This is a genomic window from Pseudomonas sp. NPDC089408 (genome assembly GCF_044749445.1).
GTDB lineage: Bacteria > Pseudomonadota > Gammaproteobacteria > Pseudomonadales > Pseudomonadaceae > Aquipseudomonas.
In genome coordinates this window covers 536,549-562,380 of sequence record NZ_JBIVHY010000002.1, presented here as the reverse complement: position 1 = coordinate 562,380, position 25,832 = coordinate 536,549, and the positions used below count along the sequence as shown (strand labels likewise).

At 64.1% G+C, this 25,832-nt stretch carries 22 protein-coding genes; 7 read left to right on the top strand and 15 right to left on the bottom strand.

The features are described 5' to 3' along the window. Positions 1–129 precede the first annotated feature (129 nt). The 9 genes from ACIP02_RS05820 to ACIP02_RS05780 form a co-directional block, all read right to left on the bottom strand. On the bottom strand, positions 130–738 hold the full coding sequence (locus ACIP02_RS05820) for an START domain-containing protein (protein ID WP_400614134.1): 609 nt from the start codon (positions 736–738) through the stop codon (positions 130–132). Positions 739–768: 30 nt separating this feature from the next. Beyond that, complete coding sequence (locus ACIP02_RS05815; protein WP_400614131.1) at positions 769–1,023, bottom strand: YkgJ family cysteine cluster protein; 255 nt, start codon at positions 1,021–1,023, stop codon at positions 769–771. Positions 1,024–1,152: 129 nt separating this feature from the next. Then, entirely contained in the window at positions 1,153–1,635 is a 483-nt protein-coding gene (locus tag ACIP02_RS05810) for a hypothetical protein (RefSeq protein WP_400614129.1), read from the bottom strand. A 64-nt stretch (positions 1,636–1,699) separates the two neighbouring features. Next, on the bottom strand, positions 1,700–3,142 hold the full coding sequence (locus tag ACIP02_RS05805; RefSeq protein WP_012273358.1) for a PLP-dependent aminotransferase family protein: 1,443 nt from the start codon (positions 3,140–3,142) through the stop codon (positions 1,700–1,702). A gap of 480 nt (positions 3,143–3,622) precedes the next feature. After that, entirely contained in the window at positions 3,623–4,435 is an 813-nt protein-coding gene (locus ACIP02_RS05800) for an OmpA family protein (RefSeq protein WP_400614127.1), read from the bottom strand. Further along, positions 4,432–4,785: a DUF4398 domain-containing protein gene (locus ACIP02_RS05795; RefSeq protein ID WP_400614124.1), complete on the bottom strand. Its 354-nt coding sequence runs from the start codon at positions 4,783–4,785 to the stop codon at positions 4,432–4,434. The genes ACIP02_RS05800 and ACIP02_RS05795 overlap by 4 nt, the downstream gene beginning before the upstream one ends. A 9-nt stretch (positions 4,786–4,794) precedes the next feature. Next, complete coding sequence (locus ACIP02_RS05790; RefSeq protein ID WP_400614122.1) at positions 4,795–5,616, bottom strand: substrate-binding periplasmic protein; 822 nt, start codon at positions 5,614–5,616, stop codon at positions 4,795–4,797. Between the two features lie 75 nt (positions 5,617–5,691). Continuing rightward, the gene (locus ACIP02_RS05785; RefSeq protein ID WP_400614120.1) at positions 5,692–6,621 is read right to left on the bottom strand and encodes an electron transfer flavoprotein subunit alpha/FixB family protein; all 930 of its coding nucleotides are present in this window, start codon (positions 6,619–6,621) and stop codon (positions 5,692–5,694) included. Next, complete coding sequence (locus tag ACIP02_RS05780; protein ID WP_400614117.1) at positions 6,622–7,371, bottom strand: electron transfer flavoprotein subunit beta/FixA family protein; 750 nt, start codon at positions 7,369–7,371, stop codon at positions 6,622–6,624. Positions 7,372–7,903: 532 nt separating this feature from the next. Here ACIP02_RS05780 and ACIP02_RS05775 point away from each other — a divergent pair. Next, positions 7,904–9,586 (top strand): electron transfer flavoprotein-ubiquinone oxidoreductase, encoded by a 1,683-nt coding sequence (locus ACIP02_RS05775; protein WP_400614114.1) that lies wholly within the window; start codon positions 7,904–7,906, stop codon positions 9,584–9,586. 219 nt (positions 9,587–9,805) lie between these two features. Here ACIP02_RS05775 and ACIP02_RS05770 read toward each other — a convergent pair whose 3' ends face one another. The 3 genes from ACIP02_RS05770 to ACIP02_RS05760 all read right to left on the bottom strand — a co-directional run bounded on the left by ACIP02_RS05770 (position 9,806) and on the right by ACIP02_RS05760 (position 12,343). Beyond that, positions 9,806–11,131 (bottom strand): MFS transporter, encoded by a 1,326-nt coding sequence (locus tag ACIP02_RS05770; RefSeq protein WP_400614112.1) that lies wholly within the window; start codon positions 11,129–11,131, stop codon positions 9,806–9,808. An 88-nt stretch (positions 11,132–11,219) separates the two neighbouring features. Further along, complete coding sequence (locus tag ACIP02_RS05765; RefSeq protein WP_400614110.1) at positions 11,220–11,699, bottom strand: histidine kinase; 480 nt, start codon at positions 11,697–11,699, stop codon at positions 11,220–11,222. Between the two features lie 167 nt (positions 11,700–11,866). Then, complete coding sequence (locus ACIP02_RS05760) at positions 11,867–12,343, bottom strand: sigma-70 family RNA polymerase sigma factor (protein ID WP_400614108.1); 477 nt, start codon at positions 12,341–12,343, stop codon at positions 11,867–11,869. A 307-nt stretch (positions 12,344–12,650) separates the two neighbouring features. Between ACIP02_RS05760 and ACIP02_RS05755 the strand changes: the two genes are divergently transcribed. The 3 genes from ACIP02_RS05755 to ACIP02_RS05745 are packed head-to-tail and all read left to right on the top strand — an operon-like array spanning position 12,651 to position 17,195. Next, positions 12,651–13,823, top strand: a complete 1,173-nt coding sequence (locus tag ACIP02_RS05755) for an efflux RND transporter periplasmic adaptor subunit (protein ID WP_400614106.1) — start codon at positions 12,651–12,653, stop codon at positions 13,821–13,823. Then, positions 13,824–15,788, top strand: a complete 1,965-nt coding sequence (locus ACIP02_RS05750; RefSeq protein ID WP_400614104.1) for a MacB family efflux pump subunit — start codon at positions 13,824–13,826, stop codon at positions 15,786–15,788. A 3-nt stretch (positions 15,789–15,791) separates the two neighbouring features. Further along, the gene (locus ACIP02_RS05745; RefSeq protein WP_400614102.1) at positions 15,792–17,195 is read left to right on the top strand and encodes an efflux transporter outer membrane subunit; all 1,404 of its coding nucleotides are present in this window, start codon (positions 15,792–15,794) and stop codon (positions 17,193–17,195) included. A 136-nt stretch (positions 17,196–17,331) separates the two neighbouring features. Here ACIP02_RS05745 and ACIP02_RS05740 read toward each other — a convergent pair whose 3' ends face one another. Next, positions 17,332–18,951 carry a PvdJ/PvdD/PvdP-like protein gene (locus tag ACIP02_RS05740; protein WP_400614100.1) on the bottom strand — a complete coding sequence of 540 codons (1,620 nt, stop codon included), beginning with the start codon at positions 18,949–18,951 and terminating at the stop codon, positions 17,332–17,334. A 310-nt stretch (positions 18,952–19,261) separates the two neighbouring features. On the opposite strand from ACIP02_RS05740, the gene ACIP02_RS05735 reads away from it, so the two are divergent. Beyond that, positions 19,262–20,608, top strand: a complete 1,347-nt coding sequence (locus tag ACIP02_RS05735) for a dipeptidase (protein ID WP_400614098.1) — start codon at positions 19,262–19,264, stop codon at positions 20,606–20,608. Positions 20,609–20,626: 18 nt separating this feature from the next. Continuing rightward, the gene (locus tag ACIP02_RS05730) at positions 20,627–21,919 is read left to right on the top strand and encodes an aminotransferase class V-fold PLP-dependent enzyme (RefSeq protein WP_400614096.1); all 1,293 of its coding nucleotides are present in this window, start codon (positions 20,627–20,629) and stop codon (positions 21,917–21,919) included. 123 nt (positions 21,920–22,042) lie between these two features. Here ACIP02_RS05730 and ACIP02_RS05725 read toward each other — a convergent pair whose 3' ends face one another. Continuing rightward, a complete protein-coding gene (locus tag ACIP02_RS05725) occupies positions 22,043–23,011 on the bottom strand; it encodes an alpha/beta hydrolase (protein ID WP_400614094.1) in 969 nt (322 codons plus the stop codon). 140 nt (positions 23,012–23,151) lie between these two features. Here ACIP02_RS05725 and ACIP02_RS05720 point away from each other — a divergent pair, with 140 nt between their 5' ends. Next, positions 23,152–24,273, top strand: coding sequence for a cupin-like domain-containing protein (locus tag ACIP02_RS05720; protein WP_400614092.1), 1,122 nt, complete (start codon positions 23,152–23,154; stop codon positions 24,271–24,273). 57 nt (positions 24,274–24,330) lie between these two features. Here ACIP02_RS05720 and ACIP02_RS05715 read toward each other — a convergent pair whose 3' ends face one another. Continuing rightward, positions 24,331–25,722, bottom strand: coding sequence for an aspartate aminotransferase family protein (locus ACIP02_RS05715; RefSeq protein WP_400614089.1), 1,392 nt, complete (start codon positions 25,720–25,722; stop codon positions 24,331–24,333). Positions 25,723–25,832 lie beyond the last annotated feature (110 nt).

Genomic DNA, 25,832 nt, shown 5'->3' with positions numbered 1-25,832 from the left:
CCCCCCCCCCCCCCCCCCCGCCCCCCCCCCCCCCCCCCCCCCCCCCCCCCCCCCCCCCCCCCCCCCCCCCCCCCCCCCCCCCCCCCCCCCCCCCCGCTCCTACAGGGGCAGCATTCCATCAGGCGACGCTCAGTTTTTTTCGGCTCGCTCCCGCAACCCTTTCAGAGTATTGAACGGCGCATCCACCACAAACTTGTTGGCCACCATCGCCGGCACGCTGCCACCTGGCTCGGTGTGCACCTGGTAGGTCACTTCAGTGCTGTCACCCTTGGGCACCAGCTTCCAGAAGCCTTCGACTTTCGCCACCCGCACAAAGCCTTTTTCCTCCGGCAGATAAGTCGGCTCTTCTTTCAAGTTACGGGTCAGGCTGCCATCTGCCTCCTTGACGGTGGTGATATGCAGCACGGAATCACGCGGCGTCACCGGCCATGGCGTATTGAACTGGGTATAGGTCCAGCTTTGGTCACCGTCATGCTTGAGCAGCTTCTGCGACTTGCATTCGTGAATCCATGCACAGGCCCCGGATACGTCTTCCTGCAGCGCCTCGACCTTGGCCAGCGGCGCCTTGATTACGGTCACACCGCGATAGGCCTTGTACTTGGACCCGGCCACTTCGCTGAGGGATACCTTGATCCCCTCCTCGTCCTTGGCCACTTGCCAGTTTTCGGCCCAGGCCGCAGGCGACAGCAGAACACCCACGCCACACAGCAGTGCAATACGCTTGAACGATCTCATCATGTTTATCCTTGTTGTCGAAGATCCAGCCGATTACGCCGCCGTCATCTGCTCCCACCAGCCAAGAATCCTGATCGCCTCGTCACGGTCACTGCCGCACACCTCGGCATCCGCCTTGAACCCGCCACACACTGCCGGCCGCTCAGGCTTGCCGAACAGGTCGCAGAGGTTGGCTGCAGTCAGGTGCAGGCAGCGCTCGCCCGCCGGCTTGCCATTGGGCATGCGCGGCATGGCAGAGGTGATGGACGGGGCAATGCAGCAGGCACCGCAGCCCTCACGGCAGTTCATGGCTATTCACCAAAATCAGGACTCCCTGGAACAAAACGGGACGAACGTCCCTGGATAGTAACCGCTCAAACAGGCGTTTGAAATTGCTGGCACGATGAAATGTGCCGTGACCCTGCAGTCAGTTTGCGCCTACTGGCGATACTCGAAATCGATGGCCGCCCCTTCCACGTCATGACGGCTATCATTGCGCAACTGCAGCTGCATTTCGTTGTTGATAAGCCGACCATTGAGCTGGAACGGGCTGTCGCTGGTCTCTGGCTTATCGGCAAACATTGGAGGCAGCAAAGGTTTGCGACGCTGGATGGGCGAAGGTGTACCTACATTCGGCTCAAGGTTGTCGACCATATCGGTTGGCAGGCTGAGGTCGAGCTTTGCCTTGGGCAATGGCTTGGCAACTGCCTTGCTGACCGGCTTGTGCGCAGGCTTGGCCTTGCTCTTGACGGCCGGCTTTGCCGCCGGTTTCTGCACAGGCTTGGCTGCCGGTTTTTTCTGCACCGGCTTGCCCTGGGCTGGCTGCGCCTGGCTGGCCGGCGGCGCAGCCAAGGCCGCGCCGCCCGCATAGCAGAACGGCGCAAGGCACAGGATCAGAACAATACGGCGTAAGGCATTCATGGCAAATGGACAGACTGACAGGAAAGGTGCGTATGCTCTCTGTTCCACAGGCTGCTGGCAAGCCTTACAAAAGTGTGAGTGCAGGCTCCCGGCACAACTGTTGTGCCAGCAAACCCAGCGTAATCACAGCGCGCTCGGCCTCTTTGTTCCACGGAATGCCGCAATTAAGGCGGATACAGTGGTTGAACTGCTCTGTGTTACTGAATATGAGCCCCGGTGCAATGCTGATGCCCTGCTCCAACGCGCGCACATGCAGCTCTTGCGTATTGACCCGCCCGGGCAGGCTCACCCAAAGGATGAAACCGCCGGTTGGCCGGGTCATCTGGGTACCTTCGGGGAAGTGTTGCTGCACCGCCAGCTGATAGGCACTGAGGTTCTTGCGATACTCCTGGCGTATGTAGCGCAGGTGCCGGTCGTAGCCGCCGTTTTCCAGATAGGCCGCCACGCCCATCTGCGTCACGCTGCAGGCCGAGTGGGTAGTGAAGGTTTGCAGGCGCTGGATCTCGTCCTGATATCGACCGGCAATCATCCAGCCCACCCGCACACCGGGAGACAGGGTCTTGGAGAAGCTCGAGCAGTAGATCACCCGGTCGAGCCGGTCGAAGGCCTTGAGCGCCTTGGTCTTGCCCTGCTCGAACATCAGCTCGCCGTAGATGTCGTCTTCGATGATCTGGATATCGAAGTCCGATGCCAGGCGCAGCAGCTGTTTCTGCCGCTCCTCAGGCACCGTGCCTCCCAGCGGATTACTCAGGCGCGCCGTCAGCACCAGGGCCTTGATCGACCACTGGTTGGCCGCCAGCTGCAAGGCTTCGAGGCTGATGCCGGTGGACGGGTCGCTGGGGATCTCGATCACTTTCAGGCCCAGCAAGTCCGCCAACTGCAGCAAGCCATAGTAGGTGGGCGACTCGGCGGCAATCAGGTCGCCGGGGCGGGTCAGCACGCGCAGCGACATCTGCAGCGCATCGACACAGCCATGGGTCACGATCACTTCACGCGGGTCGACCAGCACGCCAGCGTCGCGCATGCGAATGGCGATCTGCCGGCGTAGCGGCTCGAAGCCTGGGCTAAACATGTAGCTGAAGGCACGCGGGCTATGGAAGCGCGTCACTTTGGCAATCTGCTGGTGCAGGGCGCGCACTGGCAGGTAATCGACATGCGGTACTGCGGCACCGAACGGGAATACGCCGTCGCGGCGTGCTTCAGTCAACACCTGCTGGATGATGCTGGCCCGCGTTACCAGGCCAGGGCGCTCCACCCTGGCGATGTCCGGGGTTTGCGCGGTCAGGGCCGGGGTCTGGTGTACGTAGTAGCCCGACTGCGGTCGCGCCCGGATCAGCCCTTGGTCTTCGAGGTTGGCATAGGCCTGCAACACCGTGGCATGGCTGACATTGAGCTGGGCGCTCATCTTGCGCACGGAGGGTACCCGCTCGCCTGGCTGGTAGACACCGCGACGGATGTCATCGGCCAGTTGCTGGGCGATACGCTGGTACAGCAGCAGGTTGGTCATGGCTGGATCTCGACGCGCGGACGGGCTCGTTATTCTTGTGCGACTCACTGACGGTAGAGGATACCGTAACAGTTGCAAAGTGTACTGGGACAGATGGCAGGGTCGCCACAACATCTTAGGCGCCTGTGAGATCGAGCGCCGCGGGTGTTCGCCGAAACATTTTCTGCGCCTATGAGATCGAGCGCCGTCCGCGCGGCGCTTCGCGGCTAAAGCCGCTCCTACGTTTGTTTCTGGCCAGTATCGCCTGTGCCAGGCGCGCGCGACCGCCTTGTTCGTACGACGCGATATCGAGGCATGCGCCAAGGCGTTCGCGCGCAAATCCCACAGGAATGATTGGCCCGAAACAAACGTAGGAGCGGCTTTAGCCGCGAAGCGCCGCGCGGGCGGCGCTCGATCTCATAGGCGCAGAAAATGTTTCGGCGAACACCTGGCGGCGCTCGATTTCACAGGCGCTGATGGAGTCGAGGCGAGCCCCCACCCTCAGCGCGCGGGCGCGAGCTTGCCTTTTTCATCGGAAAACACAATCTCGACCCGGCGGTTCTGCGCCCTGCCCCGCTCCGAAGCATTGGCCTCGATCGGGTACTGGTCGCCATAACCTTCCACCTGCAGGCGCTTTTCGTCGATGCCCAGGTCCACCAGCATATCGGCCACGGACTGGGCCCGATCGCGCGACAGCTTGACGTTGTCCTCGGGGGCGCCGGTACTGTCGGTATAGCCCTCGATACGCACCACCCGGCGCGGGTTCAGTTGCAGGAACTGCACCAGCTTGAGCACGGTCCGGCTGGCAGAGTTCTTAAGGTCGGCACTGCCAGTGTCGAACAGCACGTCACCCAGGGTCATTACCAGGCCACGGTCGGCCTGTTCCGAGGCCAGCGCAGCAATCTGCGACTCGACCCACTTGCCCTGCTGCTGCACGCTGGCCAACTTGGCCTCGCGCAATGCCAACTGCAGGCGCTGACGCTCCAGATCGAGCTTGGCCTGGCGCTCCTGGCTCAGCGCCAGCTTGGCATGCTCGCTGGCAATTTCACTGTAGCGCTGGCTGAGGTAAGCGTAATGGCGCACATCGGAGCCGGTGCCGATGTAGCTGGACAGGCGCTCGGCGCGGGCCAGCGACTCACCCGCACGAATCACGTCACGCGGCGCACTGCGCAACACGTCAGAATCATCCTTGACCTTCTGGAAGGCGGCAGTGGCATCATCCAGTGCAGCGCTGCTGCGCTGGCTGGCGCAACCTTGCAAGCCCGCCGCCAGCATCAGCAAGGCCATTACGGCCAATGGCGAACGGCGGCTCATGGCTGCACCTCCAGCTGCTTGCGCAAACGCTTGACCCGCGACTGCAGCAACTGCAATTGCTCTTCGCTCTTCTGGTTCAGCACTTGGGCTTCGGCCAGGCGTGCATCCAGCTCGGCCTGCTCGGCGCGCATGCGCGCATCGCGGTAGTCTTCAGTCAGCATGTTGCTCTTGGCCCGGGCCAGCTTGTCTTCCGCCAGCTTCAGCGTTTCGACCTGCTCGGTGGCGCCAACGGCCCTGGCCTGCTCAAGCGCCTGCTCGGAAATGCGCATCTGCTCGACAGGGGCCGGGTCATTGGCGCAGCCAGCCAGGCCGAGCACGGCCAGGGCAAGGATTAGTGGTTGGGTTCTCACGCAATCTTCCTAGTGTTTGGGGGCGTCCGCCGGTACCTGCAACTGCGATTTCCAGCGCTCGACATTACGTTGCAGCACCGCCTCTGACGCACCGGAGATCGGCAATTCTGTCAGTTTTTTCGCCAATTGCCCACGCAACCAGCTGTCATTGCAGGCGGAATTGTGCGACAGCGCCAGGTACAGCCCCGGGCGATCCACCGGCAGGCCGCGGGCGATCAGGTCATCGCTCATGCCCAGGCTCTGCGCCATGGCCATGCCGGAGTAGCGGCCTGCCAGCACATAATCCACCTGGCCGAGCACCAGCTTCTGGAACGCCTGGGTCAGGTTTTGCGCCGGCACCAGCTTGAGCTGGGCCTTGGCGAAAGCGGTAAACGCCGGGGTCAACCGCGCGCGCTCGGACAAGCTGCCCTGGTAGCGGGCCAGATCGGCCGGGCCGTCGAAGGTCAGTTCGGCATCGTGGCGGGTCCACACCAGGTACTCGTTGAGCTGCAATGGCGGGTGGATGTAATCCAGCGCAGTCAGTTGCTCCACCTGCATGGGGGTGTCCAGCAGCAGGTCCATGCGCCCGCTGCGCACTTCTTCCAGTGCCTGGTCGCGGCGGCCGGCATTCAGCACCTCAACCTTTACGCCCAGCTCCCCAGCCACCTGGCGCAACAGGTCGACGTTGGCGCCGATCAAGTGTTTCGGGTCTTTTGGGTCTTGCCACGAATAGGGCGGCGCATCCGGGCTGCCGGTCGCCACCAGGCGCTCGCACTTGCCTGCTGCCGTAGCCAGCGGTGACATCAACGCCGCCATGCATGCCAGCACCCTGCCCGCTCCGTGCAACGTCATTCCTCACTCCTTAGCCCATAAAAAAACCCGCCCCTCAAAACGAGGGCCGGGTTCTTTATAAGTGAAGCAGCCGGATCAGACCAGCTTTTCCAGCTCCGGAACCGCTTCGAACAGGTCAGCGACCAGACCGTAGTCGGCCACCTGGAAGATCGGCGCTTCTTCGTCCTTGTTGATCGCAACGATCACCTTGGAGTCCTTCATGCCGGCCAGGTGCTGGATCGCGCCGGAGATACCGACGGCGATGTACAGCTGTGGCGCAACGATCTTGCCGGTCTGGCCGACCTGCATGTCGTTCGGCACAAAACCGGCGTCGACGGCGGCACGCGAGGCACCCACGGCAGCACCGAGCTTGTCGGCCAGGCTGTACAGGTGCTTGAAGTTGTCACCGTTGCCCATGCCACGGCCGCCAGACACGACGATCTTGGCAGCGGTCAGCTCTGGGCGGTCGGACTTGGCCAGTTCTTCGCCGACGAAGGCCGAAATGCCGGCGTTGTGGGCAGCGCCAACAGCTTCAACGGCAGCCGAACCACCTTCGGCAGCGACCGGGTCGAAACCGGTGGTACGCACGGTGATGACCTTGACCGCAGCGCTCGATTGCACGGTGGCAATGGCGTTACCGGCATAGATCGGGCGCTTGAAGGTGTCGGCGGACTCGACCGAGATGATCTCGGAGATCTGGTCCACGTCCAGCTGCGCGGCAACGCGCGGCAGGATGTTCTTGCCGTTGGTGGTGGCCGGGGCCAGCACGTGGCTGTAACCAGCAGCCAGCTCGACGATCAGCGGCGCGACGTTTTCCGGCAGCACATGGGCGTAGGCAGCATTATCGGCAACCAGCACCTTGGCCACGCCAGCGATCTTGGCGGCGGATTCGGCAACGCCACCGACGTTCTGGCCAGCGACCAGTACGTGCACATCACCACCGATCTTGGCGGCAGCGGCGACAGTGTTCAGGGTGGCCGGGGCTACGGCACCGTTCTCGTATTCAGCGACAACCAGGATAGTCATTTAGATTACCTTCGCTTCGTTCTTCAGCTTCTCGACCAGTTCGGCCACCGATTTGACCTTGATGCCAGCGCTGCGGGCAGCCGGCGCTTCAACTTTGACGGTCTTGTTGGTCGAAACGAGAGAAACGCCCAGATCGTCAGGCTTGACGGTCTCCAGCGGCTTCTTCTTGGCCTTCATGATGTTCGGCAGCGACGCATAGCGTGGCTCGTTCAGGCGCAGGTCGGTGGTGACGATGGCCGGCAGGTTCAGTGCCACCGTCTGCAGGCCGCCGTCGATTTCACGGGTGACGTTCAGCTTGTCGCCGGCGACTTCGACCTTGGAGGCGAAGGTGCCCTGGGCATAGCCAGTCAGCGCAGCCAGCATCTGGCCGGTCTGGTTGTTGTCGCTGTCGATGGCCTGTTTGCCGAGGATGACCAGCTGAGGCTGCTCCTTGTCGACAACGGCTTTCAGCGCCTTGGCCACGGCCAGGGAGTTCAGTTCATCGGCAGCTTCGACCAGGATGGCACGGTCGGCGCCCAGGGCCAGGGCGGTACGCAGTTGCTCCTGGGCAGTGGTCGGGCCGACGGAAACCACGACGATCTCGGTGGCCACGCCTTTTTCCTTCAGGCGCACGGCTTCCTCGACGGCGATTTCGCAGAAGGGGTTCATGGACATCTTGACGTTAGCAAGGTCGACGCCGGAGTTGTCCGCTTTGACGCGAACCTTGACGTTGTAGTCGACCACTCGTTTGACAGCTACAAGAACCTTCATGGATTCCTCGTTACTCTCCGGTGAATAGATAGTCGCCTGGGGCAGAGCCCAGCGATGCGCGTGGGTACAAGGGCACCTCTAAAAACGTACCGGGAGGCAGTATCTTCACTGTGACCGAACAGTCTTGTCCGGACTCTTGCGACAAATACTCACGGGTCATTTCCTGTCGTGGCGTGTAAACTCCACTACAAACCGGCCTAAGCCCGCAAAACCCTGCTCCACACCTGGTCTTTAGAGGTGTACCTGCGCCCGGCTGCAAGCCTACGGCGAACGTAAAACCGCTCGTATCTTGACCGTAACACCCAATCCGGTCAATACGGCAAATCGGTCACCCTCCAGCCGCGTTCCTGTGATTTTACTGGCCTGCGGCAAATTCAAACAAACGTTTGTATTGGACCCGCCAAGTGGTGTAGATATAATGCGCGGCCAAGACAAAACGGTGTAGTCCGTCATTTGCGCAGCTACAGTTTCGCTCCCGTGATGAGCCACTGCGCGCAAGCACCCATAAGACAAAGCAACAGCACGAGCCTTGATGAGTAGGAGAGAACCTGTGGAACGCGAATACATGGAATTCGACGTGGTCATCGTCGGCGCCGGCCCGGCGGGCCTGTCCGCCGCCTGCCGCCTGAAGCAGAAGGCCGCCGAAACCGGTAGCGAAATCAGCGTCTGCGTGGTGGAAAAAGGCTCTGAAGTCGGCGCTCACATCCTCTCCGGCGCGGTGTTCGAACCGCGCGCGCTGAACGAGCTGTTCCCCGACTGGAAGGCGCTCGGCGCCCCGCTGAACACCGAAGTGAAGCGCGACGACATCTACGTGCTCAAGGATGCCGGCAGCGCCACCAAGGTGCCTGACCTGTTCGTGCCCAAGACCATGCACAACCATGGCAACTACATCATTTCGCTGGGCAACCTGTGCCGCTGGCTGGCCCAGCAGGCCGAAAACCTCGGCGTGGAAATCTACCCGGGCTTCGCTGCCCAGGAAGCGCTGTTCGATGACAACGGCGTCGTCCGCGGCATCGTGACCGGCGACCTGGGTGTCGACCGTGAAGGCAACCCGAAGGACGGCCTGTACACCCCAGGCATGGAACTGCGCGCCAAGTACACGCTGTTCGCCGAAGGCTGCCGCGGCCATATCGGCAAGCAGCTGATCAAGCGCTTCAACCTGGACAACGAGTCCGACGTCCAGCATTACGGCATCGGCCTGAAGGAAATCTGGGAAATCGACCCGGCCAAGCACGAGCAGGGCCTGGTGGTGCACACCGCTGGCTGGCCGCTCGACGTAATGGCCAAGGACAACACCGGTGGTTCGTTCCTCTACCACCTGGAAAACAACCAGGTGGTGGTCGGCCTGATCGTCGACCTGTCCTATGCCAACCCGTACCTGTCGCCGTTCGACGAGTTCCAACGCCTCAAGCACCACCCGGTGATCAGCCAGTACCTCGAAGGCGGCAAGCGCATCAGCTACGGTGCCCGTGCAATTGCCAAAGGTGGCCTGAACTCGCTGCCGAAAATGGTCTTCGACGGCGGCGCGCTGATCGGTTGCGACCTGGGCACCCTGAACTTCTCGAAGATCAAAGGCAGCCATACCGCCATGAAGTCCGGCATGCTCGCCGCCGAGGCCGTCGCCGACGCACTGGCTGCCGGCAGCGAAGGCGGCGACAAGCTGAACGGCTATGTCAGCGCATTCAAGGCCAGCTGGTTGCATGAAGAGCTGTTTGCCAGCCGTAACTTTGGCGCGGCCATCCACAAGTTCGGCCCACTGCTCGGTGGTGCGTTCAACTATGTTGACCAGAACTGGTTCGGCGGCAAACTGCCGTTCACCCTGCACGACACCAAGCCGGACTACGCCTGCCTGAAGCTGGCGGCCGATTCGCAGAAGATCGACTACCCGAAACCGGACGGCAAGCTCAGCTTCGACAAGCTCAGCTCGGTATTCCTCTCCAGCACCAACCACGAAGAGGAACAACCCTGCCACCTGAAGCTGACCGACCCGAATGTGCCGATCGCCAGCAACCTGCCGCTGTACGACGAGCCGGCCCAACGTTACTGCCCGGCGGGCGTGTACGAAGTGGTCACCCAGGAAGACGGCAACAAGCGCTTCCAGATCAACGCGCAGAACTGCGTGCACTGCAAGACCTGCGACATCAAGGACCCGGCCCAGAACATCACCTGGGTTACCCCTGAAGGCGCTGGCGGGCCGAACTACCCGAACATGTAAGGCCCCCTGCCCTTGCGCTAACAAAAAGCCCCCGGTTCTCACGAGACGGGGGCTTTTTGTTGGCCCGTGTAGGAGCGGCCTCGTGTCGCGATCGGGCCGCATAGCGGCCCCAGCAATTTGTGCCGAGGCCGAGATCATGGGGCTGCTGCGCAGCCCGATCGCGACACAAGGCCGCTCCTACAAAGGCGGCGTAGTGCGGAAATCGGGACCGCTACATGTTCATTTGTCACCACACATGACCGGCATCGGCTCCGCCGCAAACACCAATGGCTCACGACGCCCGAAATACAAGGCCGTCAGCAGCCCCACCGCCCCCATGATCAGACAAAATCCGACACACACCCATGGGCTCCACGGCATCAGCGCAATCAGCGCCAGCGGCGTGGTACTGGCCCACAATGCGTAGGCCACGTTATAGGTGAAGGAAATGCCCGACACGCGAATTTCCGCAGGGAACAGGCCGACCATCACCGACGGCACCACCCCCACCACGCCACAGCTCAACCCCGCCAGCGCATAGGCCAGCCAGGTCATGCCCCACTGCCCCACCAGGCTGGCATACAACGCGCCGATACCTAGCGGTAGTAGCAGGCTGTAGAGCATCAGCGCACGCCAGGCGCCTACCCGGTCGACCAGCAGCCCGGCCAGCACACAGCCAATATTGAGGAAGACGATACCCACGCTGCTGAGGGCGAAGGTGTGCCCGGCAGTCATGCCGAAGCGCTGTTGCATCACTGTCGGGGTGATCACCACCAGCACCACCACGGCCGAAGTCAGCACGCAGGTCAGCAGCGCGGCCGGGATCAATGCCCGGCGGTGCTCGCCGAGCACACGCCGTAATGGAAACGTCACGGGTTGCGCCTGGCGCGCGCGCAGGGCCAGGAACACCGGTGTTTCGCTCAGCCAGCGACGCAACCACACACCCATCACACCAAACAGCCCGCCCAGCAGGAACGGATAGCGCCAGGCGTAGTCGAGGATTTCCTGTGGGCTGAACAGCTGCGCCAGCAGGGTCGCGGTCAACGCCCCCAGCAGATAGCCGAAAGTCAGCCCGGCCTGCAGAAAGCCAAGGGCATAGCCGCGCCGCCCGTTTGGCGCATGCTCGGCGACGAAGGTCCAGGCGCTTGGCACTTCACCGCCCACGGCGGCGCCCTGAAGGATACGCAGGGCCAGCAGGATCAGCGGCGCGGCGTAGCCAATGTCGGCGTAGGTCGGCATCACCCCGATCAGCAGGCACGGCAGGGCCATCATCAGGATGCTCAGGCTGAACACCCGCTTGCGCCCCAGGTGGTCGGCAAAGTGCGCCATCAGGATCCCGCCCAGTGGCCGCGCCAGGTAACCGGTGACGAAAATGCCGAAGCTTTGCAGCAAGCGCAGCCATTCGGGCATTTCGGGCGGGAAGAATAGCTGGCTGAGGGTTAGCGCAAAGAATACGAAAATGATGAAGTCGTAAATTTCCAGCGCGCCGCCCAACGCCGCCAGGCCCAAGGTCCGGTGGTCGCCGCGGCTGAACCGGGGCAGGCGAGCGGTATCGATGGCAGTCATGGCAGGGTCCGCAAATCGGCAAAGGGCAAAAGCATATCAAATAGCTGCCCTGTTGCACCCAATGCCAATCAGTCAGCACATTGGGGCGCTAGCGGTTGAACACCGTATGGGCGAAGTTGGCCCGTGGCCGCGGTCGCGCAGCATTGGCCGACAGGGTGCCCGGCAGCGGCAACTTGCCGACCAGCAGCGGCGCGTCAATGATCGCCATGAATGACTCGAGCGCCTCGCTATCGGGCGCCTGGGGCAGGCTCAGGCTGACCGCCTGGCGCTCGGCCTGCGACACCGCGGGCACTTTCAACTGGGCTGAGTGGTAAAGCAGGGCGTGCTGGATCTGCGAACTGACACGGCAAAAGCGCTCAAGGTCGACCCCGGCGTGGCTGGCCAGCTCGATATTGCCCAGCAACAGGTGGAAAGGCTGCAAGGCGCACTGCACCAGGCGCTGCAACTCCTCGAAGCTGTCCACGGGGGCTATCCGGTAATAGCCCAGGCCATTGAGCAGCCGCTCCAGCTGCAGGCGCTGGCACGGGTGTGCGTCGGCGATGAGGATGCGCAGGGTCTTGTTTGCCATGGACGGACCTGGGCAGTTGGGTAATGGGTGCATTCCATGACCTACTGCGCCAGTAACGGCTACTGCCAAGGCCACGCCTGGCAGCGGTCTTCTTTGATAGAAGTCGGGAAATACGCAGAAATCAAGTAATTGAGTGACGGAATTTGCAATCGTCTTTAATTCGCCACTCAGGAATCCCACTCACGCATGCGTACCCGGCAGTGCTTCATGGCATTGACGATGTGCTTTTCTACCAGGCTGCGCGAGATGCCCAGGTGCTGGGCAATCTGCTGGTGCGACAGGCCATCTAGCTTGCGCAGCAGAAAGCACTCGCGGCAGACCTTGCTCAGCTCGTTCAGCGCACGCTGCATCAGCGCCAGGCGCTGGTCAAGCTGCAAGGCGTGGGCAGGCGCGGCTGTGTGCCAGCGCTCATCACTGTCCAGCACCTCCAGTGGCTCGGCCTGACGCACCAGATGGCGCCGGTGGCGGTCGACCACCAGGTTGAGTGCGGTACGGTAGAGGAAGGCGCGAGGGTGCTCGATGCGCTCGGCGTCAGTGCGCTCCAGCACCCGCAGGTAAGCATCGTGCGCCACGTCCTCGGCGGCCTGGCGACTACCCAGACGCGCGGAAAGGAAGCCCACCAGTTCGCGATAGTAATGTTCCACGACGTTACCTGAGATCGTCCTGCCGGGACCGAGTGATGTCAACGTGCGATCTTACAAATTATAATTATTCTCAGCAAGAAGGACCAAGGTAGTTGCGATCCCTGTAGGAGCGGCCTTGCCGGGACGCCGGACCGGTCGGAAAGGGGTGCGAAGCGCCCCCGGGATTTTCGCAACACTGCACAATTGCCGGGGCCGCTTTGCGGCCCGATCGCGACACAAGGCCGCTCCTACACACGGACGCGCACCGTTTTCTAAATCCCTCCCCGCCACTTACGTCTATCTGGCACCCCCTTGGCTGGATGTCAGCATGAGACCTTTAACCACCACCCGTCGCCGTGCCCTACTCACTGGCCTTGGCCTGCTGAGCTTGGGCAGCCTGCTGGCTTGGAAGACCCTGCCCTACGGCGCCCAGCCGCTGAGCACGGTTGCCGTGACCCGCGCCGATATCGAAAGCAGTGTGACCGCCCTGGGCACCTTGCAACCGCGGCGCTATGTGGATGTCGGCGCGCAGGCATCCGGGCAGATCCACAAGCTGCACGTCGAAGTCGGCGACACGGTGAGCAAGGGTGAGTTGCTGGTCGAGATCGACCCCTCAACCCAGCAGGCGCGGCTGGATGCCGGGCGTTTCTCGATCGACAACCTCAAGGCCCAGCTGGCCGAGCAGCGTGCGCAATACCTGCTGGCCCAGCAGCAGCTCAAGCGCCAGCGCGACCTGGCCGCCGCCGGTGCCACCCGCGACGAGGACGTGCAAACTGCCGCGGCGCAGCTGAACGTCACCCAGGCACGCATCGACATGTTCCAGGCGCAGATCCGCCAGGCCCAGGCCAGCCTGCGCAGTGACGAAGCCGAACTGGGCTACACGCGCATCTACGCCCCCATGGACGGTACCGTGGTGGCCGTGGATGCCCGCGAAGGGCAAACCCTTAATGCCCAGCAGCAAACCCCGCTGATCCTGCGTATCGCCAGGCTTTCGCCGATGACCGTGTGGGCGCAGGTGTCGGAAGCCGACATCGGCAAGGTCCAGCCAGGCATGAGCGCTTATTTCACCACCTTGGCCGGCGGCAAGCGCCGCTGGGCCAGCACCGTACGCCAAGTACTGCCGATCCCGCCCAAGCCGCTGGAGCAGGCCAGCCAGGGTGGCGGCAGCCCGGCCAGCGTCAGCAATGGCAGCGCCGGTAGCCAGGTGGTGCAGTACAGCGTACTGCTGGATGTCGACAACCCGGACGGCGCGTTGATGGCCGAAATGACCACGCAAGTGTTCTTCGTCGCCGGCCAGGCCAGCCAGGTGCTGACCGTGCCGCTGGCCGCGCTGGAAGACGGTGACGGCCTGCGCCTGGCGCATGTCCTGACCGGTGACGGCAAGGTGGAACCGCGCAAGGTGCGTACCGGCCTCAGCGACCGCCTGCGGGTGCAGGTGCTGGACGGCCTCAGCGAAGGTGAACGCCTGGTCATCGGCGCCCCTGCCGTGAGTGGAGGCTGAATGAGCACACCCCTGATCGAACTGGTCGACATCCGCAAATCGTACGGCGGCGTCGACACCCCCAGGGTCGACATCCTCCACGGCATCAGCCTTGCCATCCACCCCGGCGAGTTCGTCGCCATCGTCGGCGCCTCCGGCTCCGGCAAGTCGACGTTGATGAACATCCTCGGCTGCCTCGACCGCCCCAGCGCCGGCAGCTACCGCTTTGCCGGCAAGGACGTGGCCGACCTGAACAGCGACGAGCTGGCCTGGTTGCGCCGTGAAGCGTTTGGCTTCGTGTTCCAGGGCTATCACCTGATCCCCTCGGGCTCGGCCCAGGAAAACGTCGAAATGCCGGCCATCTATGCCGGCATCGATGCCAGCGAGCGCCACGCCCGGGCCAGCGCCCTGCTCCGCCGCCTGGGCCTGGCCAGCCGCACCGGCAACCGCCCGCACCAGCTGTCGGGTGGCCAGCAGCAGCGGGTATCGATTGCCCGCGCCTTGATGAACGGCGGCCATATCATTCTTGCCGACGAACCCACCGGCGCCCTCGACAGCCACAGCGGCACCGAGGTGATGGCGTTGCTCGACGAACTGGCCAGCCAGGGGCACGTGATCATTCTGATCACTCACGACCGCGAAGTGGCGGCGCGGGCGCAGCGGGTGATCGAGATACGCGACGGCCTGATCATCAGTGACTCGGCTGCCGGGCATGCCCCGGCCAACAGCACACAAGGCCCGCAAGCCGACCAGCTGCGCCAGCGCCTGGACCGCGGCGCCACCCTGCGTGGCGCCTGGAAAGGCGAATTGCTCGAAGCCCTGCAGGCTGCCTGGCGGGTGATGTGGGTCAACCGCTTTCGCACCGCCCTGACCTTGCTGGGTATCGTCATCGGTGTGGCTTCGGTGGTAGTGATGCTGGCCGTGGGCGAAGGCAGCAAGCGCCAGGTCATGGCGCAGATGGCAGCCTTTGGTTCGAACATCCTCTACCTCAACGGCAAGCCGGCGACACTGGGCCAACCCGCCGGCACCATCACCCTGGACGATGTGGCGGCCATTGGCCAACTGCCGCAGGTCAAGCACGTGATGCCGGTGATCGGCGAAAAGCTGATGGTGCGCCATGGCAACAACAGCCAGAAGTTCTACGTAGGCGGCAACAACACCGACTTCCCGGAAATCTTCAACTGGCCGGCGGTGCAAGGCAGCTTCTACAGCGAAAGCGACGAAGCCAATGCCGCCGCCGTGGCAGTAATCGGCCAGAAAGTCCGGGAAAAAATGCTCGACCCCGGGCGCGACCCACTGGGGCAATACCTGCTGATCGGCAACGTGCCGTTCCAGGTGGTCGGCATCCTCGCCGGCAAAGGCGCCAGCTCCGGTGACCAGGACAGCGACGGGCGCATCGCCGTGCCCTACTCCGCCGCCGCAATACGCCTGTTCGGCCAGCGCGACCCTGACTACATCGCCGTCGCCGCCCTCGATTCCACCCGGGTCAACCAGGCCGAAGCCGCCATCGACCAGCTGTTGCGCCAACGCCACAACGGCCGCCAGGACTACGAACTGACCAATGACGCGGCGCTGATTCAGGCCGAAGCGCGCACACAGAACAGCCTGTCGCTGATGCTTGGCGCCATTGCCGCGATCTCGCTGCTGGTGGGCGGCATTGGTGTGATGAACATCATGCTGATGACCGTGCGCGAACGCACCCGCGAAATCGGCATCCGCATGGCCACCGGTGCGCGCCAGCGCGACATCCTGCGCCAGTTCCTCAGTGAGGCGGTGATGTTGTCGATGGTCGGCGGCCTGGCAGGCATTGTTCTGGCCCTGGCCATCGGCGGCGGCCTGATGCTGGCCGAGGTGGCCGTGGCGTTTGCCCTGCCTGCCATGCTCGGCGCCTTCGCCTGCGCCGTCGTCACCGGCATCGTGTTCGGCTTCATGCCCGCGCGCAAGGCCGCCCGCCTCGACCCGGTCAAAGCCCTTACCAGCGAATAACCCATGACATTGCCTAGCCGCATCAGCCTGTTGACCCTGTGCATTGGCCTTGCAGCCTGCAGCACGCCGCCCCCTCCCGCCAGCGGCATCGCCGCGCCCCCTACCTGGCAAGGCGAAGTTGCCGCGGCCTCGGCACACTCGCCAACGGCCCAGTGGTGGCACGCCTTTGCCAGCCGTGAGCTTGATCGCCTGGTGCAGCACGCGCTGCACAACGCCCACGACCTGGCCGCCGCCACCGCACGCGTACGCCAGGCCCAGGCCCGCGCGGTCATCGCCGGTGCCCCCTTGCTGCCCGAGCTGCAATTGGGCCTGAACGGTAGCCGGCAGCGCTTGTTGCATGGCGATGGCAATGACCAGCTCGACGTCAGCCGCAGCCAACCCACCAGCACCTCGTTCGACATGCAGCTCAGCGCCAGCTACGAGATCGACTTCTGGGGCGGCCTGCGCGCAACCCGCGACAACGCCCTGCGCAGCCTCGACGCCAGCCGTTTCGACCGCCAGACCGTGGAGCTGACCCTGGTCAGTGCGGTGGCTGACAGTTACCTGCAGGGCCTGGCCGTGGAAGAGCAGTTGCGTATCGCCCGCCTCAACCTGCGCAATGCCCAGGACGTGCTGGGCCTGGTCGAGGCACGCCAGCGCAGCGGCTCGGCCACGCGCCTGGAGCTGGCCCAGCAGCGCAGCCTGGTCGCCACCCAGCAACGCCAGCTACCGCTGCTGGAGCAGAAGTGGCAAGACACCCGGGTCACCCTGGCGACCCTGCTCGGCGACCCCGTGCAGTTGTTGCCGGCCAGTCAGGAAACGATCGCAGCCCTGCAATGGCCAGCCATTGGCAGCGGCGTCCCCAGCGCGCTGCTCACCCGTCGCCCGGACATTGCCGCAGCAGAAGCGCGGCTGGCCGCGGCCAGTGCCAACGTACAGGTCGCCCGTGCTGCCATGCTGCCCAAGCTGACCCTGGGGGCCAACCTGGGGGCGGGTGCCAACGCCTTTGCCCATTTGTTCGACAGCGCCTATTACACCCTCACCAGCGGCCTGGTCGCACCGATCTTCAATAACGGCCGGCTGCGTGCTGCCCGCGAGCTGGCCGAGGCGGAACAGGCGGAGTTGCTGGAGACTTACCGCAGCAGCATCCTGGCCGGCTTTGCCGATGTCGAGAAAGCACTGAACGCCATCCAAGGCGTGGACCGCCAACGGCAGTGGCAGGATGAAGAAGTCCAGCAGGCGCGACTGGCCGCCGACCTGGCACAGCAGCGATATGGCGCGGGGGCCGAGACCTTGTTGAGCGTGCTGGAGACCCAGCGCACCTTGTATGTGGCGCAGGACCAGCAGGCACAATTGCGCCTCGCCCGGTTGCAAGGCAGCGTGGCGTTGTACAAGGCTTTGGGTGGGGGGTGGCAAGTCAGGCAGTAGACCGCGTTGACTTCTGGGGCTGCTGCGCAGCCCATCGCGACGCAAGGCCGCTCCCACATTAACCGCGCTACTCTCACGCATGTGCGGATCTGTGAGAGCGGCCTTGTGTCGCGATAGGGGCGCAAAGCGCCCCCTCTCAACGTGAACGCTGTGCCACCTTGAGATTACGCGCATACCACGGCCGCTGCGGCACCTTGGGCCGCAGCTTGTCGAACAGGTCTTCATCGCTGTAGATAATGCGCAACGCAAGTTTCATGGTTTCCGGGTCCATCTCCACGCTGCGCCCGGGCCGCAGCCCGGGCACCGTCGAGCAGCCATGGGTGTCCGGCCCCAGCCACGGGTCGGCCACTTCCACCCAGCGCCCCGGAGCAAACCACGGCACGCCGTTGACCTCCAGGCGACGCACCTCACCCGGGTGCAGCCGCTCATGGGCATGAAACCAGTCCTCGATGCGGTCGTCGATCCAGCCATGGAAGTGCCAGAACACCGGGTTTACATGGGAGGAAAACGGGTCGCCGAGGAAATCGTTCTGCGCCGCAAACCAGCGCTCGGCAAAGTCGTCCGGTGTGCGCGCCGTCGGCACCGGCATGCCGTTGGAGGGGTCACGCGGCACCGATGCCCAGCGCATGTGCAACCAGTCGTGCAGGCCCAGCTCCACCTCCGAACCGAACTGGCCCAGGGTCAGAGTGCTCAGGTAGTCCGGGTCGGTATAACGCGATTCCCACACCTGGAAGTTGCCGTGAAACGTCTCCGGTGTCTTGATGTCGCGCACCCACTGGGTGTACTCGTCGTCGCCGCTGGCCAGCCAGGTGGGTGGCAGGGCATTGCCGTCGTGGTTGTCGAAGTAGCGGGCAAAACCTGCGCGGTCACGCTCAAGCTCGGGCTGCGGCAGCGGGAAGCGCGGCCAGGAAGGCAGGTCCTGCAGGGCACGGGCACTGCCCAGCATGTGCCGGTGCATGAAGAAAAAATCCTCGCCCGAACCGTTGCGGTCCTTGTGCCGCCCACGCGCGTCACGCTCGCGGTCACGTGGCCCCGGTTGCCAGCCCAGACCACGCAGGGCGCCCTGCTTGCGCTTGTCCAGCTTGTGCCATTTGTCCCGTGACGAATGCCACAGCTGGTGGAACAGACGATGCTCCGGGGCGATCAGCCAAGCCAGCAGCTGCGGGTTCAGCGGGGTGCGCTCGCGCGCCTCGGGAAAGGTGCGTTTCAAGGCCAGGAAGCGGTTGTCTTCCACGGGCAAGCTCAGCGCGCGGTCCATGCGTGCCAGGCTGCCATTGAGGGTTGCAGGCCCGGCATTGCCGAAGCGGCCCCAGACCTCATCAAGCACGATATGGCACTCATAGCGCGCCTGCCCGGAGAATAGCCGCCAGCGCAAGGTGCCCGGCTTGTCGGCCAACAGGTCGCCGACCACACGGTAGCGCGGTTCAGCGTCACCGCGCAGGCCCGCCGGGGTGTCCAGATAACCGCGCAACGCGCGACCGCTGGCGGCCACATCGAGAAACAGCTCCAACTCGCCGCTGGGCAAACCATCCAACCCGGCATCCTTGCCCTGCAAGGTGAAGCGCCAGATGCCGCGTAGGGTGTCGCCGAACTGCTGCAGGCGGGTATCGGCCAGCTCGACCACGGCTTCGCCTGGCGTTTCCGGGAACTCCTCGGCCTCCCGCTGGCGCTTCACATACAGCGCACCCAGGGCGCCAGGTACCACCACACCCGTCAATGCCACACCGGCGATGAAACCGCGTCGGGAAATCGTCATTGCATACCTGTGCATTCATTGCGGCCATGGAGCACGGCCCGTCCAAGGCTAGAACGTTGCACGGCAAGCGAAATTTAACGGCGCACCGACTGCATATGGGGGCATGTCTCAACATTTTTATCGCCTGTGAGATCGAGCGCCGCGCGGGCGGCGCTCGATCTGTGCATCAACCAAAATCCCAAGACATGCACTTGGAAGCCCTCACCCACTTTCCCGTGAAGAACCTAAATTCCCAAGGTGCAAACTCGTTCACTGCAGGTAGCGGCGGCCTCTGTGCCCATCCCTCGACGGTGAACCTACTGAGACCAAGATGACGACTCCACGCTGGAAGAAAGCCCTGTTTATCAGCCTGGCCGCGGCGGTTGCCGCCGGCGCCGGGTTTGCCGCCTGGCACTATTTCGCTACCCCTGCCGGCTACTCGCGTGAGGTGACCCGCCAGGCCAACGACCTGCAAGAGCGCATCATTTCGTTCGACAGCCACATCACCCTGCCATTGACCTTCGGCACCGAAGGCAGCGAGGCAGACAAGGATGGCAATGGCCGCTTCGACCTGGCCAAGGCCGCCAGCGGGCGCTTGTCGGGTGCTGCCCTGACCATCTTCGCCTGGCCCGAATCCTGGACCGGCAACCAGGGGCCGCACCGCCCTACCCCTGGTTTCGTCGAGGCCGCCCGGCACACCCAGGAAGTCCGCTACAACGCCATCAGCGCCATGGTCCGCGACTTCCCGCAACAGGTCGGCATCGCCTATACCCCACACGACATGCGGCGCCTGCATGGCGAAGGCAAGTTCGCAGTGTTCCTCAGCATGCTCAACGCCTATGCGCTGGGTGACGACATCGACCAGCTCGACCGCTGGGCCGCGCGCGGCGTACGCATGTTCGGCTTCAGCTATGTGGGCAACAACAGCTGGGCCGACTCCTCGCGCCCGCTGCCGTTCTTCAATGACACCGCCGATGCCCTCGACGGCCTGTCCCCTGTCGGCAAGCGCGCGGTGCAGCGGCTGAACGAATTGGGCGTGATCATCGATGTGTCGCAGATGTCGAGCAAGGCGCTGGCCCAGGTGGTCGCCCTCAGCCACGCGCCGGTGGTGGCTTCGCACTCGGCGCCACGCGCCATGGTCGACATCAACCGCAACCTTTCCGACAAGGAACTGCAACTGATCAAGGACAGCGGCGGGGTGATCCAGCTGGTGGCTTTTTCCACCTACCTGAAACCGCTGAGCAGCAAGACCCAGGACAAGCTCAATACCCTCCGCGCCCAGTACGACCTGCCACCGCTGGCCAACCTCAACTATGCGCTGATGCCCGGCGACCCGGTGATCGCCGGCTGGCCTGAACAGAAGGTCGGCCAGTACGCCAACGCGCTGTACGGCATTCTCGATGAAGAGCCGCCCGCTACGCTCAAGGACTATGGCGATGCCATCGACTACACGGTGCGCAAGGTCGGCATCGACCACGTCGGGCTCAGCTCGGACTTCAACGAGGGCGGTGGCATCGACGGCTGGCAGAACACCAGCCAAGCGCGCAACGTCACTGCCGAGCTGATCAGCCGCGGCTACTCCGAAGCGGATATTGCCAAGCTCTGGGGCGGCAACTTTCTGCGGGTGTGGGAGCAGGTACAACGCGCCGCGCAGCCTGTCGCCACGTCATCTCCCTGACCCCTTTCGAGCACCTCGATGAACGACCGTCGCACGTTTCTCAAGCAGGCCGGCTTGCTGGCCGCTGCCTTGCCCTTTACCAGCCCCGGCCCGCTGTTGCCCAGCGCCCAGGCTGCGCCGGCGAAACCCGCCTCGGCCAACGACTGGGCCGCTTTTCGCGACCTGTTCGAGCTGGACCCGAGCTACGCGCACTTCGCCAACTTCCTGATTACCTCGCACCCACGGCCGGTGCGTGAAGCCATCGAGGCCCTGCGCGCACGCTTCGACCGCCAGCCCGCACACATGGTCGACTGGGACAGCCAGTCAGAGTGGAAACACGAAGCCGCCGTGCGCGAATGGGCCGCGCGCTACCTGGAAGTGACACCGCGGCAGATCGCCCTGACCGGCAGCACCACCGAAGGCCTGGGGCTGATCTATGGCGGCCTGAAGATCGCCCCGGGGCAGGAAATTCTAACCACCGTGCACGAGCATTCGGCCGCGCGCCACACCCTGGGCTTTCGCACCGCGCGTGACGGCACGGCGGTACGCCGCCTGCGCCTGTTCGAAGACCCAGCCAAGGTCAGTACCGACCAGGTCCTGACAACGATTGCGGCGGCCATCAGGCCGAAAACCCGGGTGCTGGGTATGACCTGGGTACATTCGGGCAGTGGCGTGAAACTGCCCGTGGGCGAAATCGGCACACTGGTGCGCGAGGTCAACCGGCAGCGTGACGAGCAGGACCGGATCATCTACGTGATCGACGGTGTGCATGGCTTTGGCGTCGAGGACATGCGCTTCGCCGACTTCAACTGCGACTACTTCATTTCCGGCACCCACAAGTGGATGTTCGGGCCGCGAGGGACCGGGATCATCTGCGCGGCGTCGACCGAGATGAAGCAACTCACCCCGACCATTGCCACCTTCTCGGAGAACGAAGACTTCGCCACGGTAATGACGCCAGGCGGCTACCACGCGTTCGAGCACCGCTGGGCATTGGGCAAGGCCTTCGAACTGCACCTGCAGCTGGGCAAGGCGGCGGTGCAGGCGCGCATCCATGGGCTGAACGAGCAACTCAAGCAACGGCTTGAGGCAATGCCTGGGGTTGAACTGGTGACGCCGCGCAGTGCGCACTATTCGGCGGGGTTCAGCTTTTTCAGGGTCAAGGGGCAGGATGCCGATGAGGTAGCCAAGTACCTTAACCGCCAGCGTATCGTGGTGGATGCGGTGTCACGGGACGCGGGGCCGGTGGTGCGCACGGCGCCCGGGTTGCTGAACACCGAGGCAGAGATCGAGCGGTTGGTGGAGGTGTTAAGCAAACGCGTTCGCGGGTAAGGCCCTGGGGGCCGCTTTGCGCCCCTATCGCGACGCAAGGCCGCTCCTACAAGGGATCGTGGTCTCCTGTAGGAGCGGCCTTGTGTCGCGAAAGGGGCGCAAAGCGCCCCCGGCAATTTCAGGTCAGGACTGGCCACCAACCCGCGCCAACCATTCCCCGACATCCCGATAAATCCCCTCTACCTGCCCAACAATCCCCGACATGCGCAAAAAGTCATGGGTCAGCCCCTCCACCCGCGCAAATGTCACCGGCGTCCCCCCGGCCAGCAACCAGTCCCGGTAGGCAATGCCTTCGTCATGCAGCGGGTCGTACTCGGCCACCCACAGGTACGCCGGTGCCAACGGCTCACGCAACGTCGACAGCAACGGCGAAACCCGCCAGTCCAGGCGCTGCTCGGGCTGCGGTGCATAGTGCTGGTAGAACCACTCCAGGGTCGGCGTCTCCAGCAGGTACCCCTCGGCATGCTCACGGTGCGAATCGCGCTGGCAGGAAATATCGGTCACCGGGTAGAACAGCAATTGCGCGAGCGGCTTGAACGCCAGCGCTTCGGGCTGCTCCACCGCCATGATCGCCAACACCGCCGCCAGGCTGGCACCTACGCTGTCCCCTGCCAACACCACCCGGCGGTTGTCCAGGCCCAGCGCTGCCGCCTGCTCGGCCAGCCAGTTGGCAACATCCAGCACATCGTGCAGTGCCACCGGGAACTGCTGCTCCGGCGCCAGCCGATAGTCCGCCGCCAGCACTGCGTACTCGCCCAGTGCCGCCAGGCGGCGGCATACCGAATCGTGCGAGTCGAGGCTGCCCACCACATAGCCACCGCCATGCAGGTAGAAGATCACCGGCTGCAAGGCCGCACCGGCGTCGCCCTGGCGGTACAGGCGCGCCGCCAGGCTGGCGCCGTCACGCGCGGTAGCCTGCAATTCGCTGACCGTGACGCTGCCCGGTGGGCTTGGGTCGAGCACCTGCGAACTAGCGGCGAACTCGGCCCGCGCCTGGGCCACGTCCATCGCGTGCATGGGCAGGTTCCTGCCCGTCAGCCGGCCAAATTCGACCAGTTCCAGAAAAGCCGCCAGATCGGGGTGCAATGCCATGTGGGTTCCTTGGGTAAACAATGTGCTCAAAACATCCCTACGGGACGTAGCAGCAGCGCTGAAAATTACCACCACACGGCTAAATCGTTGGCGCGGGCACTCGTTATCCCTGCACAACGAAAGACCGCCAGAGGCACACCGTGGACCTTCAGAGCATCCTCAGCAAACTGTTCGCCAACGCCCATGCCGTCGGCATCGAAGGCGTATTCCAGTTCGTCTTCGGCCACGACCGGGCCTTCTGGTCGGAGGTACGCGAAAGCAGCCGTACCGGCGTCGGCCAGCACAGCACGCCGGACGTCACCATCGAAGTGGCCGAGCACGACTTCCTCGGCATCATGGCGGGCACCGCCAACGTCGAGGAACTGTTCGCCAGTGCCCGGCTGAAGATCACCGGCAACATGGGCCTGGCCACGCTGCTGCCGCAAATCATCAGCAACGCCCGTCGCGGCGCCACGGCGGCCAAGGTGTCGATGAACCAGCGCTACCCGACCCCCACGCGCCTCAGCGAACGGGTGTCGGCTGCGCAGCCGGTGCAGCGCGAAGTGGCAAGGGTTGCCCGTGCCGACATGCCGCTGGCGCGTTTTCAGCGCGAGTTCCTGGAGCACGGTACGCCCGTGGTCATCAGCGATGCGCTGCAGGACTGGCCACTGTTCACCATGGGCCGCCAGGCCTCGCTGGAGCATTTCGCCGAATTGCAGGGCATTACCCGGCACGGCGATTACGTGAAGAAGACCTTTTCCACTGACCGCGATTTCCGCTCCACCTCGATGGCCGAGTTCATCGCCTCGCTGGATACCCCGGCCAAACCCGGGGAAACCCCGGCCTACATGGGCAACAACATCGTGCCGGAAAAGCTGCTGACGCTGATCCGCCACCCGCAGTACTTCTGCCGCGACAAGTTCATTGCGCCACGTATCTGGATCGGCCCCAAGGGCACCCTGACGCCACTGCACCGCGACGATACCGACAACCTGTTCGCCCAGGTCTGGGGGCAAAAGTCGTTCATCCTCGCTGCACCGCATCACCGCCCGGCGCTGGGCACCTGGTCGACCAGCCCCAAGGGCGGCCTCGACGGTTGCGACTTCAACCCCGACGCACCGGACTACCAGCGCTTTCCAGCCGCACGCGAGGTACCGTTCCTGCGCGTGGTGCTGCAGGCGGGCGACTTGCTGTTCCTGCCGGAGGGCTGGTTCCACCAGGTGGAGTCGGTATCCACGTCGCTATCGGTGAACTTCTGGGTGAATTCCGGGCGCGGTTGGTAGCCAGGACTGGGGGCGCTGTGCGCCCCTATCCGACCGGTCCGGCGACCCGGCCAGGGTTCAGACTGCCGCGATCAACGCCTCGGCAAAGCGCTGCGCCACTTCATCGACCTGCTCGCCGCTGATGATCAACGGCGGCAAGAAGCGCACCACGGCGCCATGCCGCCCGCCCAGCTCCAGAATCAACCCGCGTTTCAGGCATTCACGCTGCACCTTGGCCGCCAGCTCTCGGTTGGCAACCGGGTGGCCCAAGGCATCCAGCTTGCCCTGCGGATCCACCAACTCCACCCCCAGCATCAACCCGCGCCCCCGCACATCACCCAACTGCGGATAATCGCGCTGCAACTGCAAGAGGTGCTGGCGCAGGCGCTGCCCCATGGCCTCGGCATGTTCAGCCAAACGGTGTTCGACCAGATAATTGATTACCGCCGAACCCGCCGCCATAGCCATCTGGTTGCCACGGAAGGTGCCGGCATGCGCACCTGGCTTCCAGGTGTCCAGCCAGTCGCGGTACACCACCACCGCCAGTGGCAGGCTGCCGCCAATGGCCTTGGACAGGGTGACCACGTCAGGCACGATGCCGGCATGCTCGAAGGCGAACATCCGCCCGGTGCGGGCAAAGCCGCTCTGGATTTCGTCGATGATCAAGGCCACGCCGGCCTGCTCGGTGATGCGTCGCACCCCCTTGAGCCATTCGATGTCCGCCGGAATCACCCCGCCCTCGCCCTGCACCACCTCCAGGATTACCGCCGCCGGTAGCGGCACACCGCTTTCCGGGTCGAGCAGCAGGTTTTCCAGGTAATGCAGGTTGGCCTTGACCCCGGCTTCGCCGCCCAGGCCAAACGGGCAACGGTAGTCGTACGGGTACGGCATGAACTGCACGCCATTACCCAGCAAGGCGCCCAGTGGCTGCTTCGGCCCATGGCTGCCCATCAGGCTCAACGCGCCCTGGCTCATGCCATGGTAGGCGCCGTGAAAGGCCAGCACGGTGCTGCGGCCCGTGGCACTGCGTACCAGTTTCAGCGCTGCTTCCACGGCGTCGGTGCCGGTCGGGCCGCAGAACTGCACCTTGGCTTCACGGCGCAACGCCTCGGGCAGGATGCCGAACAGGTCTTGCACAAAGCGGTCTTTGACCGGGGTGGTCAGGTCCAGCGTGTGCAGTGGCAGCTCATCGGCCAGCACGCGCTGGATCGCCTCGACCACCACCGGGTGGTTATGGCCCAGCGCCAGGGTGCCGGCACCGGCCAGGCAGTCGATGAACTGGCGGCCCTCGACATCTTCCACATGGAGGCCGCGGGCGCGCTTGAGCGCCAGCGGGATGCGCCGTGGGTAGCTGCGGGCGTTGGATTCCTGTTGCTGCTGACGTTGCAGCAACGGCGAGTCGGTGAATTCGTACAAGGCGTGCGGCACGCTGGCCGGCGGCAGCTGGGCAAGGCTGGAAGCGGTGGACATGGGTGAATCCTCGCAAGCAAGCGAATGGGCGGTTATCGCTTGGGAAACGCTTGAGTGCGGGGAGGATTTAGCGGTTGTTGTGGGATTTTCATTGGCCTGTGCTGGCCTCT